Annotated in this window: 11 protein-coding genes; 3 read left to right on the forward strand and 8 right to left on the reverse strand. The window is 63.5% G+C overall.

The annotated features are described in order from the left end of the window. Window positions 1-138: 138 nt before the first annotated feature. Window positions 139-1,557 (reverse strand): aminotransferase-like domain-containing protein, encoded by a 1,419-nt coding sequence (locus tag CKW09_RS14485; RefSeq protein ID WP_061794621.1) that lies wholly within the window; start codon window positions 1,555-1,557, stop codon window positions 139-141. Window positions 1,558-1,701: 144 nt separating this feature from the next. On the opposite strand from CKW09_RS14485, the gene CKW09_RS14490 reads away from it, so the two are divergent. The 3 genes from CKW09_RS14490 to CKW09_RS14500 are packed head-to-tail and all read left to right on the forward strand — an operon-like array spanning window position 1,702 to window position 4,276. Beyond that, a complete protein-coding gene (locus CKW09_RS14490) occupies window positions 1,702-3,102 on the forward strand; it encodes a cytochrome ubiquinol oxidase subunit I (protein ID WP_095097929.1) in 1,401 nt (466 codons plus the stop codon). 2 nt (window positions 3,103-3,104) lie between these two features. After that, window positions 3,105-4,112, forward strand: a complete 1,008-nt coding sequence (gene cydB, locus CKW09_RS14495) for a cytochrome d ubiquinol oxidase subunit II (protein ID WP_095097932.1) — start codon at window positions 3,105-3,107, stop codon at window positions 4,110-4,112. A gap of 14 nt (window positions 4,113-4,126) precedes the next feature. Further along, on the forward strand, window positions 4,127-4,276 hold the full coding sequence (locus CKW09_RS14500) for a DUF2474 domain-containing protein (RefSeq protein WP_370671102.1): 150 nt from the start codon (window positions 4,127-4,129) through the stop codon (window positions 4,274-4,276). 199 nt (window positions 4,277-4,475) lie between these two features. Here CKW09_RS14500 and narI read toward each other — a convergent pair whose 3' ends face one another. From narI to CKW09_RS14535, 7 genes are all read right to left on the reverse strand, one after another. Beyond that, the gene (gene narI / locus CKW09_RS14505) at window positions 4,476-5,153 is read right to left on the reverse strand and encodes a respiratory nitrate reductase subunit gamma (RefSeq protein ID WP_061794624.1); all 678 of its coding nucleotides are present in this window, start codon (window positions 5,151-5,153) and stop codon (window positions 4,476-4,478) included. Between the two features lie 2 nt (window positions 5,154-5,155). Continuing rightward, window positions 5,156-5,875: a nitrate reductase molybdenum cofactor assembly chaperone gene (gene narJ / locus CKW09_RS14510; protein WP_061794625.1), complete on the reverse strand. Its 720-nt coding sequence runs from the start codon at window positions 5,873-5,875 to the stop codon at window positions 5,156-5,158. Beyond that, entirely contained in the window at window positions 5,872-7,416 is a 1,545-nt protein-coding gene (narH, locus tag CKW09_RS14515; protein WP_061794626.1) for a nitrate reductase subunit beta, read from the reverse strand. The genes narJ and narH overlap by 4 nt, the downstream gene beginning before the upstream one ends. Then, on the reverse strand, window positions 7,413-11,189 hold the full coding sequence (locus CKW09_RS14520) for a nitrate reductase subunit alpha (RefSeq protein WP_095097935.1): 3,777 nt from the start codon (window positions 11,187-11,189) through the stop codon (window positions 7,413-7,415). Before CKW09_RS14520 ends, narH begins: the two co-directional genes overlap by 4 nt. 292 nt (window positions 11,190-11,481) lie before the next feature. Next, window positions 11,482-13,350, reverse strand: coding sequence for a carbohydrate binding domain-containing protein (locus CKW09_RS14525; RefSeq protein WP_374188969.1), 1,869 nt, complete (start codon window positions 13,348-13,350; stop codon window positions 11,482-11,484). A 2-nt stretch (window positions 13,351-13,352) separates the two neighbouring features. After that, a complete protein-coding gene (locus CKW09_RS14530) occupies window positions 13,353-14,096 on the reverse strand; it encodes a glycosyltransferase family 2 protein (protein WP_061794627.1) in 744 nt (247 codons plus the stop codon). 7 nt (window positions 14,097-14,103) lie between these two features. Beyond that, a complete protein-coding gene (locus CKW09_RS14535) occupies window positions 14,104-15,159 on the reverse strand; it encodes a glycosyltransferase family 4 protein (protein ID WP_095097938.1) in 1,056 nt (351 codons plus the stop codon). Between the last annotated feature and the right edge of the window lies 1 nt (window position 15,160).

Raw genomic sequence — 15,160 nt, forward strand, 5'->3', positions numbered from 1 at the left:
GACCCGTTGATAAAATGTGACAAAATTTATCGCAGAGTAATGGGCGGCCACAGGGCTGTCTAACAACGAAACCGGCATTCCATTGCCGGAAAAAGCATTATGAGTTTTTCTATTGCGCGGCCGGCGCGGCGAAGCCGTTCAGCCTGCCGGTTCGAGCTGCCGGATAAGTTTGGCTAAGGTTTTGATCGCCGCCTCCATCCTGTCGTTCCATTCGAAAGACGCGTTCAGGCGGAAGCAGTGGTTGAAATGGTCGCCGGTGGTAAACATCCGCCCCGGCGCGATGCTGACGCCCTGCGCCAGCGCGCGCCGATACAGTTCCATCGACGACAGCGCCGCATCCAGCTCCAGCCACAGAAAATAGCCGCCGTCGGGCTGGCTGACCTTGACCGTCGGCGGAAAGTGATGGGCGATCGCCTGACGCATCGCGCTCTGGCGCTGGGCCAGCAACCGCCGCAGCCGCCGCAGATGGGTGTCGTAGCCGCCGTGCAGCAGGTAGTCGGCCAGCGCCATCTGGGTCGGTACGCTGGTGGAGACGGTGCTCATCAGCTGCAGCCGCTGGATCTGCTGGGCGTAGCGCCCCGCCGCCACCCAGCCGACGCGGAACCCCGGCGCCAGGCACTTGGAGAACGACGAGCAGTGCAGGATCTGGCCGCCGCTGTCCAGCGCCTTGGCCGGCAGCGGCCGCTCGGCGCTGAAATACAGCTCGCCGTACACGTCGTCTTCAATCAGCGAAATCTGCCGCTCGCGCAGCAGCGTCACCAATTGCCGTTTATGCTCATCGGGCATGCTGGCGCCCTGCGGATTCTGAAAGTGGGTCATCAGCCAGCAGGCCTTGATCGGATACTGCTCCACCGCCTGCTGCAACGCATCGAGATCGATGCCGTCCTGCGGATGGGTGGCGATCGCCACCGCCTTCAGCCGCAGCCGCTCCAGCGCCTGCAGCGCGCCGTAAAACGCCGGCGACTCGATCGCCACATAGTCGCCGGGCTGGGTCACCGCCTGCAGGCTGAGGCTCAGCGATTCCATCGCCCCGGCGGTGATGACTATCTCATCCGGCGCCACCTGCATGCCGCTCAACGCATAACGTTGCGCGATGTGCCGCCGCAGCGCGTCATTGCCCGGCGGCAGGTTGGCCAGCGAACTGTGCGGAGTAAACTTGCGCGCCACGCTGCTCAACGCCCGCGCCAGCTTGGGCTGGGCAAACAGCGTGGCGTCGGGAAACGCCGAGCCGAAGGGCACGATGTCCGGATCCTGGCAGGCCTGCAGCACGTCGAAGATAAAGGCGTTGATATCGACCTGTTCGCTCAGCAGCAGCTTCTCGCCGCGCGCCGGCTGCGGCAGCGGCTGCGGACGCGCCGCCACGTAGTAGCCCGACTGCGGCCGGGCGACGATCCAGCCCTGGCTTTCCAGCAACTGATAAGACTGCACCACCGTCATCAGGCTCAACCCGGCGCGTTTTCCGCTCTCGCGCAGCGAAGGCAGCTTGTCGCCCGCCCGCCATACCCGATTCTGGATCTGTTCTCTGATCTGCTGCGCAAGCTGCTCGTATCTGGTCATAGGCCCTAACTGTTATATGAAAAAGTGAAATAACTGTCACTATTATAGTCACTGTACTCCGTGCTTAACTTGACGCCAAGCTTTCCACACAAAAATGACAGCCACACTCAAGAGGTTAATTTATGTTCAACCCAAGGGGGCGCCATGCTGGGTCTTGATGCACTGGAACTTGCCCGAATACAGTTCGCCTTCACCGTATCTTTTCATATCATCTTTCCCGCCATCACCATCGGGCTCGCCAGCTACCTGGCGGTGCTGGAAGGGTTATGGCTGAAAACGCGCAATGCCGCCTACCGCGATCTGTATCATTTCTGGTCGAAGATTTTCGCCGTCAACTTCGGCATGGGGGTGGTTTCGGGGCTGGTGATGGCCTACCAGTTCGGCACCAACTGGAGCTTCTTCTCGGAGTTCGCCGGCAGCATTACCGGGCCGCTGCTGACCTATGAGGTGCTGACCGCCTTCTTCCTCGAGGCCGGCTTCCTCGGCGTGATGCTGTTCGGCTGGAACCGCGTCGGCCCGGGCCTGCACTTTTTCGCTACCTGCATGGTGGCGCTGGGCACGCTGATTTCCACCTTCTGGATCCTGGCCTCCAACAGCTGGATGCAGACCCCGCAGGGGCATGAGATCATCAACGGCCAGGTGGTGCCGGTCGACTGGCTGAGGGTGATCTTCAACCCGTCCTTCCCGTATCGCCTGCTGCACATGTCCATCGCCGCCTTCCTGTCTTCGGCGTTCTTCGTCGGCGCCTCCGCCGCCTGGCACCTGCTGCGCGGCCGCGATACCCCGGCGATGCGCAAGATGCTGTCGATGGCGATGTGGATGGCGCTGAGCGTGGCGCCGGTGCAGGCGATGATCGGCGACGCCCACGGGCTCAACACCCTGAAATACCAGCCGGCGAAGATCGCCGCCATCGAAGGCCACTGGGAAAACCCGCCGGGCGAGGCGACGCCGCTGATCCTGTTCGGCTGGCCGGACATGCAGCGGGAAGAAACCCGCTTCAAGCTGGAGGTGCCCTACCTCGGCAGCCTGATCCTGACCCACAGCCTGACCGAACAGGTGCCGGCGCTGAAATCCTTCCCGCCGGAAGATCGCCCAAACTCCACCCTGGTGTTCTGGTCGTTCCGCATCATGGTGGCGCTGGGCATGCTGATGATCCTGGCCGGGGTATGGAGCCTGTGGCTGCGCTGGCGCGGCGGGCTGTATCATTCCCGGCCGTTCCTGCATTTCATCCTGTGGATGGGCCCTTCCGGGCTGCTGGCGCTGCTGGCGGGCTGGTTCACCACCGAGATCGGCCGCCAACCCTGGGTGGTGTACGGCCTGCTGCGCACCGGGGACGCGGTATCCGCGCACGGCGACCTGCATATGAGCATCAGCCTGCTGGCGTTTATCGTCGTCTACTGTTCGGTGTTCGGCGTGGGCTATTCCTACATGATGCGCCTGATCCGCAAAGGGCCGCAGCGGCATGAGCCGCACGCAGACGACACCGAAGGCCGGCCGGCGCGCCCGCTCTCCGCAGTTAAAGACACCTTGGACGACAGGAGCTGAACATGGGCATCGATCTTCCGCTGATTTGGTTGGTGATCATCGTCTTCAGCACCATGATGTACGTGGTAATGGACGGCTTTGATTTGGGCATCGGCATCCTGTTCCCGTGGGTGAGGGACAGCGGTGACCGCGACGTAATGATGAACACCGTCGCCCCGATATGGGACGGCAACGAAACCTGGCTGGTGCTGGGCGGCGCGGCGCTGTTCGGCGCCTTCCCGCTGGCCTATGCGGTGATCCTCGACGCGTTGGCCATTCCGCTCACCCTGATGCTGTTCGGGCTGATTTTCCGCGGCGTGGCCTTCGAGTTCCGCTTCAAGGCCACGGCGGAAAAACGCCATATCTGGGATAAGGCGTTTATCTGGGGGTCCATCTTCGCCACCTTTAGCCAGGGGGTAGTGGTCGGCGCCATCATCAACGGCTTTCCGGTCAACGGCCGCAGCTACGCCGGCGGCGCGCTGGATTGGCTGACGCCGTTCGCGCTGTTCTGCGGGCTGGGGCTGGTGGTGACCTACGCCCTGCTCGGCTGCACCTGGCTGGTGATGAAAACCGCCGGCGAGCTGCAGGCGCGCATGTATCGCCTGGCGACGCCGCTGCTGATAACCCTGTTGCTGGTGCTGGCGGCGGTCAGCGTCTGGACGCCGAGCGCCCACCCGGAAATCGCCGCCCGCTGGTTCCAGCTGCCGAATCTGTTCTGGCTGTTGCCGGTGCCGGCGCTGGTGCTGCTCAGCGCCTGGGGCATTCGACGCGGCGTGAGGCGCGGCGCGCACTATTCGCCGTTTATGCTGACCCTGCTGCTGGTATTCCTCGGCCTGAGCGGGCTGGGCATCAGCATCTGGCCGCTGCTGATCCCGCCGTCCATCAGCCTGTGGGACGCCGCCGCCCCGCCGCAAAGCCTCGGCTTTATGCTGGTCGGCGCGTTGTTCATCATCCCGATTATTTTGGTGTATACCTTCTGGAGCTACTACGTGTTCCGCGGCAAGGTCAGCCATGACGATGGCTATCACTGATGAGGGAGAAAAGCATGCAACGTGAAAATACCCCGGCGCCGGCCCCCTGGTGGAAACGCGTCGGCTGGCTGGCGATCATCTGGAGCGCCAGCGTGCTGGGGCTGTTCGCCGTCGCCTCGCTGTTCCGCCTGCTGATGACCGCGGCGGGGATGAAGTCGCATTAGCGCCGGGCGTTATCTGGCCACGCGGTTGGGAAAGTAGAAGGACACCACCAGCGTGACCAGCGGCAAGGCGCCGATCTTCGGCAGTTCGAACACCTGCCCGATCGGCTCGTTTTATTAGCGAACTGCGCAACGCTTCGCAGATCCGGCAACGGCCGCAGAATCAGCCGCCGCTGTCGGCCCGGCGGCGGCGTGGTCAGGTTCAGCGGCGATTGCGCACCAGCTGATAACGCCGGGTCAGGTACTCTACCGGCACGCTCCAGATATGCACCAGGCGGCAGAACGGGAACAGTACGAACAGCGTCATGCCCAGCACCATATGCAGCTTGAAGATCGGCGCCACGCCCGCCAGATGTTGCGAAGCGCCGGCGTGGAAGGTCACCACCGCCTGCGCCCAGGCCACCAGCTTCATCATTTCGCTGCCGTCCATATGCTGGGCGGAGAACGGAATGGTCAGCAGACCGAGGCACACCTGCACCACCAGCAGCGTCAGGATCATGATGTCGGCAAAGCTGCTGGTGGCGCGCACCCGCGGGTTGGTCAGGCGGCGTTTCAGCAGCAGCGCGCCGCCGATCAGCGTCATCACTCCGCAGGCGCCGCCGGCGATCATCGCCAGCTTCTGCTTCACCTCGATCGGCAGGAAGGACTCATACATCCAGTGCGGCGTCAGCATGCCGAGGAAGTGCCCGGCGAAGATGCCCAGAATGCCGATGTGGAACAGGTTGGAGGCCAGGCGCATGCCCTTTTTGTCCAGCATCTGGCTGGAGCCGGCGCGCCAGCTGTACTGGCCGTAGTCATAGCGCAGCCAGCTGCCGATCAGGAAAATCGCCCCCGCCAGATAGGGGTAGATGTCGAAGAAAAACTGATTCAAAAATTGCATGATTATCTTCCTTTGGGTGCCGTTGCAGCCAGATCCAGATATTGCGGCGCCACCGCGCCGGCGAAGCGCCGCTGATGTGCGGTTTGCCGATCGGAACCGCAGCCCGGTTGTTCGCCAAGGAACCTGATCTGTTCCTCTTCCCACACGGCGTCCAGCGCCTGCGGCGTGTCGTCGCGCGCCTCTTTCGCCACCTGCGTCTCCAGCGCCTGCGCCTGCACTTCGCTGCCCGACAGCGCCAGCAGCAGCTCAAACAACACCGCATAAGGGCTTTCCCGCTGCAGCAGGCGGGCGCCGAGCAGCGCCAGGATCGGCGCGATGTCCTGCAGCCCTTCGCGCGCCTGTTCGCCGCTGCGGCTGGCCAGATATTCCAGATACAGCGGCAGGAAATCCGGCAGTTCGCGGCTGTCGATCTCCAGCCCGGCGGCGCGATACTGCGCCATCAGGTCGACCATCGCCTGGCCGCGATCGCGCGATTCGCCGTGCACGTGCTCGAACAGCAGCAGCGAGGTGGCGCGGCCGCGGTCGAACAGCTCGCAATAGTCGGCCTGCACGTCCAGTAACGGCCGGGCGCACAGCCGGCGGATAAACAGGATCAGCTGCGCGCTGTGGTGCAGATCCAGCTCACTGGCCGGCTCCAGCGCTTCGATCAGCGCCTGCTGATGGTCAAACAGCGCCTGCTCCGGGTAATCGAGCAGGCGGGCGATCACTTTCAGGCTGATCATGAGGCATCCTCCGGGCGTACGGTTTTTTGCGTCACGTCGATGGCGTCGATGCGGCGGCTGTTGAACAGGTTGAACTTGCCGTCGCTGCCGTGGCAGCCGTCGCCGAAGCTGAAGCCGCAGCCTTTGCTTTCCGGGAAGGCTTCGCGCGCCAGTTCGCGGTGGCTGGACGGCACCACGAAGCGGTCTTCATAGTTGGCGATCGCCAGGTAGCGGTACATTTCCTGCGCCTGCGCCTCGCTCAGCCCGACCTGCTCCAGCGCGCTGGTGTCCACCACGCCGTCGACGGTCTCGGCGCGTTTGTAGTGGCGCATCGCCAGCATGCGCTTGAGCGCCAGCAGCACCGGCGCGGTGTCGCCGGCGGTCAGCAGGTTGGCCAGGTACTGCACCGGAATGCGCAGGCTTTCTACGTCCGGCAGCACGCCGCTGTGCGCCAGCTCGCCGGCGTCGGCGGCCGACTGAATCGGCGACAGCGGCGGCACGTACCACACCATCGGCAAGGTGCGGTATTCCGGGTGCAGCGGCAGCGCCAGCTTCCAGTCCATCGCCATTTTGTACACCGGCGACTGCTGGGCGGCGTCGATCACGCCCTGCGGCACGCCGTCGGCCAGCGCCTGGGCAATCACCGCCGGATCGTGCGGATCGAGGAAAATATCCAACTGGCTCTGATACAGATCCTTATCGTTTTCCACCGCCGCCGCCTGCTCGATGCGATCGGCGTCGTACAGCAACACGCCGAGGTAGCGGATGCGGCCGACGCAGGTTTCCGAACACACCGTCGGCTGGCCGGCCTCGATGCGCGGGTAGCAGAAGATGCACTTCTCGGACTTGCCGCTCTTCCAGTTGAAGTAAATTTTCTTGTAGGGGCAGCCGGTCAGGCACATGCGCCAACCGCGGCATTTATCCTGGTCGATCAGCACGATGCCGTCTTCGCCGCGCTTGTAGATAGCCCCGCTCGGGCAGGTGGCGACGCAGGCCGGGTTCAGGCAGTGTTCGCATAAACGCGGCAGATACATCATGAAGGTGTTTTCGAACTGGCCGTACATCGCCTTCTGCATGTTGTCGAAGTTTTTGTCCTGCGAACGCTTTTCGAATTCGCCGCCGAGGATCTCCTCCCAGTTCGGACCGTTTTCAATCTTCTTCATGCGCCGGCCGGTGATCAGCGAACGCGGGCGCGCCACCGGCTGGTGTTTGCCCTGCCTGGCGGTGTGCAGATGCTGGTAGTCGTAGTCGAACGGTTCGTAGTAGTCATCCAGCGCCGGCACGTCCGGGTTGGCGAAGATTTTCGCCAGCAGGCCGACGCGGCTGCCCATGCGCGGTTCCAGCTTGCCGTTGATTTTACGGATCCAGCCGCCCCGCCACTTTTCCTGATCTTCCCAGGCGTGCGGATAACCGACGCCGGGCTTGCTTTCCACGTTGTTGAACCAGGCGTATTCCATGCCTTCGCGGCTGGTCCAGACGTTCTTGCAGGTTACCGAACAGGTATGGCAACCGATGCACTTGTCCAGGTTCAGCACCATGCCGACTTGAGAACGAATTTTCATTGGGTTTTCTCCTGCTGGCTGCCCTGCGCGTAGTCGTTGCCTTCGCCGTCTAACCAATCGATATTGTTCATCTTGCGCACCACCACGAACTCGTCGCGGTTGGAGCCGACGGTGCCGTAATAGTTGAAGCCGTAAGCCAGCTGCGCGTAACCGCCGATCATGTGGGTCGGTTTCGGGCCGGCGCGGGTCACCGAGTTATGGATGCCGCCGCGCTGGCTGGTGATTTCCGAGCCCGGAATATTCACGATGCGTTCCTGGGCGTGGTACATCATGGTCATGCCGGGCGGGATGCGCTGGCTGACCACCGCCCGCGCCGTCAGCGCGCCGTTGGCGTTGAAGGCTTCGATCCAGTCGTTGTCCGCGATGCCCAGATCTTTGGCGTCATCCTCGCTCAGCCAGACGATCGGCCCGCCGCGCGACAGGGTCAGCATCAGCAGGTTGTCGCTGTAGGTGGAGTGGATGCCCCACTTCTGATGCGGCGTCAGGAAGTTCAGCGCTTTCTCCCTGTTGCCGTTCGGCTTGCTGTTCAGCAGCGGCTGCGCGGCGCGGGTGTCGATCGGCGGCCGGTACACCAGCAGGCTTTCGCCGAAGGCGCGCATCCATTCGTGATCCTGATACAGCTGCTGGCGGCCGCTGAGGGTGCGCCAGGGGATCAGCTCATGCACGTTGGTGTAACAGGCGTTGTAGGACACGTGTTCGTCTTCCAGGCCGGACCAGGTCGGGCTGGAGATGATTTTGCGCGGCTGGGCCTGGATATCGCGAAAGCGAATTTTTTCGTCTTCCTTGTTCAGCGCCAAATGACGATGATCGCGCCCGGTGATGTTGCTCAGCGCCTCCCAGGCTTTCACCGCCACCTGGCCGTTGGTTTCCGGCGCCAGCGACAGGATCACTTCCGCCGCATCGATGGCGCTGTCGATTTTCGGCCGCCCCGCCGCCGGGCCGTCGGCTTTCACGTAGTTCAGCTGCTTCAGGAAGTCGACCTCGGTCTGGGTGTTCCAGCTGATGCCCTTGCCGCCGTTGCCGAGCTTGTCCAGCAGCGGCCCCAACGAGGTGAAGCGTTCGTAGGTGGCCGGGTAATCGCGCTCCACCGCGATGATGTGCGGGGCGGTCTTGCCGGGGATCAGGCCGCATTCGCCCTTTTTCCAGTCCTGCACGCCGTAAGGCTGCGCCAGCTCGGCGGCGGAGTCGTGCTGGATAGGCAGGGTCACCACGTCGGTTTCCTGGCCCAAATGGCCGACGCACACTGCGGAGAACGCCTTGGCGATGCCCTTGTAGATCTCCCAGTCGCTCTTCGAATCCCAGGCCGGATCGACCGCCGCCGACAGCGGGTGAATGAACGGATGCATGTCCGACGTATTCATGTCGTCTTTTTCGTACCAGGTGGCGGTCGGCAGCACGATGTCGGAGTACAGGCAGGTGCTGGACATGCGGAAATCGAGCGTCACCACCAGATCCAGCTTGCCTTCGCCGCCCTGCGCGCGCCACTCCACCTCTTCCGGCATCACGCCGCCCTGCTGGCCGAGATCCTTGCCCTGAATGCCGTGCTCGGTGCCCAGCAGATACTTGAGCATGTACTCATGGCCCTTGCCGGAGGAGCCCAGCAGGTTGGAGCGCCAGACGAACAGGTTGCGCGGGAAGTTTTGCGGGTTGTCCGGCTGTTCGGCGGCGAAGCCCAGCGCGCCCGACTTCAGGGCGTCGACGGTGAACTCCACCGGCGTCTGGCCGGCGGCCTTGGCCTGCGCCGCCAGCTGCAGCGGGTTGGTGCCCAGCTGCGGCGCCGACGGCAGCCAGCCCATGCGCTCGGCGCGCACGTTAAGGTCGATCAGGCTGCCGCTGAAGCGCGATTTATCCGCCAGCGGCGACAGCAGTTCATCGGTGCCGACGGTTTCGTAACGCCACTGGCTGGAGTGGTTGTAGAAAAACGACGTGCTGTTCATATGGCGCGGCGGGCGTTGCCAGTCGAGGCCGAACGCCAGCGGCAGCCAGCCGGTCTGCGGCCGCAGTTTTTCCTGGCCGACGTAGTGCGCCCAGCCGCCGCCGCTCTGGCCGACGCAGCCGCAAAAGATCAGCATGTTGATCAGCCCGCGGTAGGTCATGTCCATGTGGTACCAGTGGTTGACGCCGGCGCCGACGATGATCATCGAACGGCCGCGGGTCTTTTCGGCGTTTTGCGCGAACTCACGGGCAATGCGGATGATATTGTGGCGCGATACGCCGGTGATCTGTTCGGCCCAGGCCGGCGTGTAGGCCTTGACGTCGTCGTAGCTCGCGGCGCAGTTGGCGTCGTTCAGGCCGCGTTCCAGGCCGTAGTTGGCCAGCGTCAGGTCATAGACGCTGGTCACCAGCGCCTCGCGGCCGTCCGCCAGGCGCAGGCGTTTTACCGGCAGCTTGTGCTGCAGGATCTCTTCCAGCGCGACGCTGTTGAAATGCTCGCCGTCGGCGCCGCCGCTCTTGATGCCGCCGAAATAAGGGAAGCCCACCTCGGCCACCTCGTCATGGCTGCCCAGCAGGCTCAGCTGCAGCTCGACGTCCTGCTGCTCCTTGCCTTCGCGCTGCTCGAGGTTCCACTTGCCCTTTTCGCCCCAGCGGAAACCGATGGAGCCCTGCGGCGCCACCAGCTCGCCGCTGCGCTGGTCGATGGCGACGGTTTTCCACTCGGGATTGTTTTCCTGGCCCAGGCCGTCCACCAGATCGGCGGCGCGCAGCAGGCGGCCGGCGGCGTAGTGCCCCTCTTCACGCGGCTCCAGCAACACCAGCATCGGCATGTCGGTATAGCGGCGCACGTAATCGCGGAAGTAATTCACCTCGCGATCGAGGTGGAACTCTTTCAGCATCACATGGCCCATCGCCAGCGCCATCGCGCTGTCGGTGCCCTGTTTCGGGTTCAGCCAGTGGTCGCACAGCTTGGCGACCTCGGCGTAGTCCGGCGTCACCGCCACGGTTTTGGTGCCCTTGTAACGCACCTCGGTGAAGAAGTGGGCGTCCGGGGTGCGCGTCTGCGGCACGTTGGAGCCCCAGGCGATAATGTAGGAGGAGTTGTACCAGTCGGCGGACTCCGGCACGTCGGTCTGCTCGCCCCAGGTCATCGGCGAAGCCGGCGGCAGGTCGCAGTACCAGTCGTAAAAGCTCAGGCAGGCGCCGCCGATCAGCGACAGATAGCGCGCGCCGGCGGCGTAGGACACCATCGACATCGCCGGGATCGGCGAGAAGCCGATGATGCGGTCGGGGCCGAAGGTTTTGGCGGTGTAAACGTTGGCGGCGGCGATCAGTTCGTTGACCTCCTGCCAGCTGGAGCGCACAAAGCCGCCGCGGCCGCGCGCGACCTTGTAGCTTTTGGCTTTTTCAGGATCGCTGACGATAGCGCCCCAGGCGTCGACCGGATCGCCGTGCTGCGCCTTGGCTTCGCGCCACAGCTTGAGCAGGCGCTTGCGCATCAGCGGGTATTTCAGCCGGTTGGCGCTGTAGAGATACCAGGAATAGCTGGCGCCGCGCGGGCAGCCGCGCGGCTCGTGGTTCGGCAGATCGGGGCGGGTGCGCGGATAGTCGGTCTGCTGGGTTTCCCAGGTCACCAGGCCATTTTTCACGTAAATCTTCCAGCTGCAGGAGCCGGTGCAGTTCACGCCATGGGTGGATCGCACCACCTTGTCGTGCTGCCAGCGGCTGCGGTAGCCGTCTTCCCAGTCGCGGTTGGTGTTCAGCGTCTGGCCGTGTTCGCCAGAAAAAGGCTCCGCCAGCTGCTTGAAGTAGCGGAAACGGTCTAAAAACTTGCTCATCCGGAAGGCTCCTGAAGGCTCTTGTCGTTATAAGAAGACATGCTCAATCTGCCGCCAGCCTACTGAGGGCGGTACGGCGGCGATTTGATTGCGATCAAGAGAAGGCGGTGGAAAAAGCGCCGGAGGCGACGGGAATACCACCAAAGTATAACTCCGGAAATTCGACATAAATGATTGATAATAAACCGATAAAAGAGGATTGACGGACTGGGTGAGGACGGAAGGATAAGAGATGGGGTATTTGGGGGTAGAACGCGGGAGCAACCTCCCGCGTGGCGCTAACTCGAAGAATTCAGCGTTGAAGCCACAGGGTCGCCGTGCCCACCGCGGGCAACGCCAGCCTGACCTCCGCGCCCGCCTCCTGCGGCCGCCAGCCCGCCGGGAGGCGCAATCGGGTGTTGGCCTCTCGATAGTAGGGATTGGCCGCCAGCAACAAGGCGCGATCGCCCAGAATAAACATCCGCGCCGGGATTTGCGGGTCGCTTCCCGTCAGCGGAGTCGATTTCCCCGTCAGCAGATAAGGGGTGAAGGCGGCGATTTGCTGCGACACGGCGGCCACCCCACGCCAGGCGGCGTCAAACTCCCGCTGGTCGAAGCGGCCGGTTTTGCGCTTGTAGAACAGGTCGGTATAGGAGTAAAGCAGCAGTCCCTTGGCGCCGCCGATCAGCGCCTGCCAGGCCTGATTGCGGATTTCCGCCTCTGACGGCGGATGCGGCCGGCGGCGGGCGTCATAGGCGGCGTGATCCATGATTTGCATCACCACCCAGGCTCCGCGCGCCTGGCGGGCGGCCTGCACCGTCAGCGCGGTATAACGCGTGGTGCGCGTCAGATCGCGATCGTTCCCCACCGGGTAAGGATCGGTCGCCAGAATGTCGCTGCTGTTGAAGTAAGCGTCCAGCTCCCCGGTTTTGTTCAGCACCTGGAAGGTGGGATGATCGCCGTCAAGCCGCTTGATTTGCAGGTTTTTTTCCTCGATTTTATCGAGATATTCCGGCCCCAGCTCATCGTTGATGTACCAGGCGAGCAGGTTGGGCTGCGAACGCAAGCGCTGCACGTACCAGGCGGTCATCGCCGCGTAGTCGCCGCCGCGGACGGCCGGGGCGAAACGGCTGCCGCGATACTGATCTTTGACGGAATAGATAACCAGTAGCCCGCGCTTGCGCGCGTTGCGGAAAAAGGCGTAAGGATCTTTCTTTTCTCCATAGTCATAGTTCAGCACCGTGTTGAATCCCGCCGCCGCGATGCGCGCCAAATGCTCATCGGTAGCCACGTTGGCGTAGATGCCCAGCGGGAAAATCCGTTGGCCGTCGCGCAGGGTAAAGCCTTCGCTGTCGATCGCCACTTTGGCCGCCGGCTGCCCGACGCGAAAAGACAGCTCACTGCCCTGCGCCTGCCGGGATTGCGCGCCGCTGACCTGCTGGCGCAGGCGGTATTCCCCCTGGGCCAGGCCGGTCGGCGGTTGGTATTCGATGCGGCGCTGCCCTTCGACCCGATAACGGCCGCGGCTGCTGTGGATAACCTGCCCCTGGGCATTGAGCAATTCGCTGTCGACCTGCACATGCTGCGGCTGCGGAGTGACCAGCAGCGTGTCGACCTTACCCTGCGCCGACGGGCCGAGCTGATACAACGCCGGCGCAGGCGCGCGAACGCACGCATAGGCGTCGTCAAACCAGGCTCTGCCGGTGCTGCCCTTGCGCAGATAGACGCCAAAGGTGACCCGCGCCGCCTGCGGCGGCACGGTATAGCTGGCGCTCACCTGCCGCCAATCGCTGTCGCCGGCCACCCCGGCCGGATAGGCGCCTTCCAGAAAGCGCCCCTGCGCATCGAAGCTCTGCAGATAAACCGCGGCGCCGCCGTCGCGGCCTTGCCCCCGCACGCCGCGGGTCTTGAGCCAAACGCCGAAATCGATCGTCTGCCCCGGCGCCACCCGCAGCGCCTGGCTGAAGGTCCGGTACTGCGCGGCATCGGCATTGTCGTAGCGCAGGCTGCGCTTGCCGCTGTGCGCATCGTCGTCGGCCTGCGCGCCCTGCGCGCGCCAGCCGCCGAGCCCCTGCTCAAAGCCGGGGTTGGCCAACAGCGTGGGTTGGCAGCCCTGCGCCAGAGCCGAAACGCTCCACCAGGCGCAGCAGCCCAGCGCCGCCATCCGGTACATGCCCCTCATGGTCATTGCCTTTTCATCGCGGCATTGAGCAGATAGGTGGCGAACAGATAGCAGGATTTCTGGTAAGACAGCCCCAGATGCTGACGGTAAATCCGCCATTGCCAGTCCGCGGCGCGGATTTTGTTGCCCGACAGCGAATGGCTCGACAGCCGGTAGCAGGCCAGCGGTTCGGGAATGCAGTAGGCCAGGCCGTTACGCGCCTTCTGCAGCACCGCCAGCCACATCAGGTAGTCCTCATGGCCCACTTTCTGCTGGTACACCTTGCCGATGCGCTTTTGGTTGTAGATGCCGGTGAGATTGCCGATCCAGTTGCTTTTCAGCATGTCCTGATAGCCGATAAGCTCATCCGCGCCGCGGGTGTTTTTGATCAACTTCAGGTCGTCTTCGAAGGTGTAATAATGCGAACACACCACGTCGTAGCGGCGGGTCTGCAAGATGCTCGCCTGGCGCGACAGCTTGTTGGGGAGCCAGACGTCATCGCTGTCGCAGAAGGCGATATAGTCGCCGCCCGCCGCCTCGATGCCGATGTTGCGCGTTTCCGCCACGCCCTGATTATGCTCATTGCGTATATAGGTCAGGCGGTCGTGGATGAACGGCCGCACCACCTCGGCGGTGTTGTCGGTGGACGCATCGTCGATCACATACAGGTGATAGTCGGTAAATCGCTGGTTCAGCACGCCAAGAATCGACTCTTTGATAGAGTTCGCCGCGTTGTAGGCCGGCATTATCACGGATATTTTTTCCATTCTGTCCTCACTCGGTGAGCTGTCGCCACTGGGGATAAATACGTTCGGGAGAAAAACGGCGAGACTTCTCCAACGCGGCGTTCGAAAAGCGCTCGCGCAGGCCCGGATCGCCCATCAGTTTGAGCACCCCGTCGCTGAAGGCGGCGCCGTCGTCATCGGGCACCAGATAGCCGTTGACGCCGTCGTCGATCAGCTCGGCCGGGCCGGTCTTGCAGTCGTAGGCCACCAGCGGCAGGCCGAAGCTCATGGCTTCGATCAGCACCATCGGCAACCCCTCATAGCGAGACGTCATCAGATACAGGCTGGCCTGGCGATAATAGGCCGCCACGTCGGCGGTGGCCGGCAGCAGGCTCACCTGCCGCTCCAGCCCGGCGCTGGCAATCTGCCGCCGCAGCGCGTCGCGCTCCGGGCCGTCGCCGACAATCAGCAGCCGCCAATCCGGCGCCTGCGCCGCCACCCCTCGCCACAGCGCGATCAGACGATCGAAGCCTTTCTGGTTGCTCAACCGCCCCACCGCCAGCGCCACCTTTTGCTGCAGCTCCGGCGTCGGCGCCTGCGCGCCGAACGGCGAAACGTTCTCGATCACCCGGCACTTCCCGGCGCCCACCCAGCGGGCGATGGCGTCGCGATCCTGCCGCGTCAGGAAAATCACCCGATCGCCCAGCCGGTAAACCAGCAGCTTCAACCACTTGAATACGCGCGGATACTGGTGAAAACTGACGTGTTCGCTCAATAACAGCCGGCTGCGGGCGCAAAACAAACGCAGAAAAGGCGTCATCACCACCGACAGTTTTCCCATGGAAACGGTGATGATCACGTCCGCGCGTTCACGCCGCAGGGCCAACGCCAGCCGCCATGGCCAAAACAGCGAGCCGCCGCCGCCGCAGCGCAACCGGACGTCGGCGGCCAGCGGAAAGAAGCTCCGCTCGCCAAACAGCGAAAACACCGCCACCTCGTAACCCGGCAGGCGCGCCAGCGCATTGGCCAAACCGCTGGCGACCCGTTCGGTGCCGCCCTTGCCCGCCATATTTTCGATAACGACGATTACCTTGCGTGGTTGCATA

The sequence above is a fragment of the Serratia ficaria genome, from assembly GCF_900187015.1.
Lineage (GTDB): Bacteria > Pseudomonadota > Gammaproteobacteria > Enterobacterales > Enterobacteriaceae > Serratia > Serratia ficaria.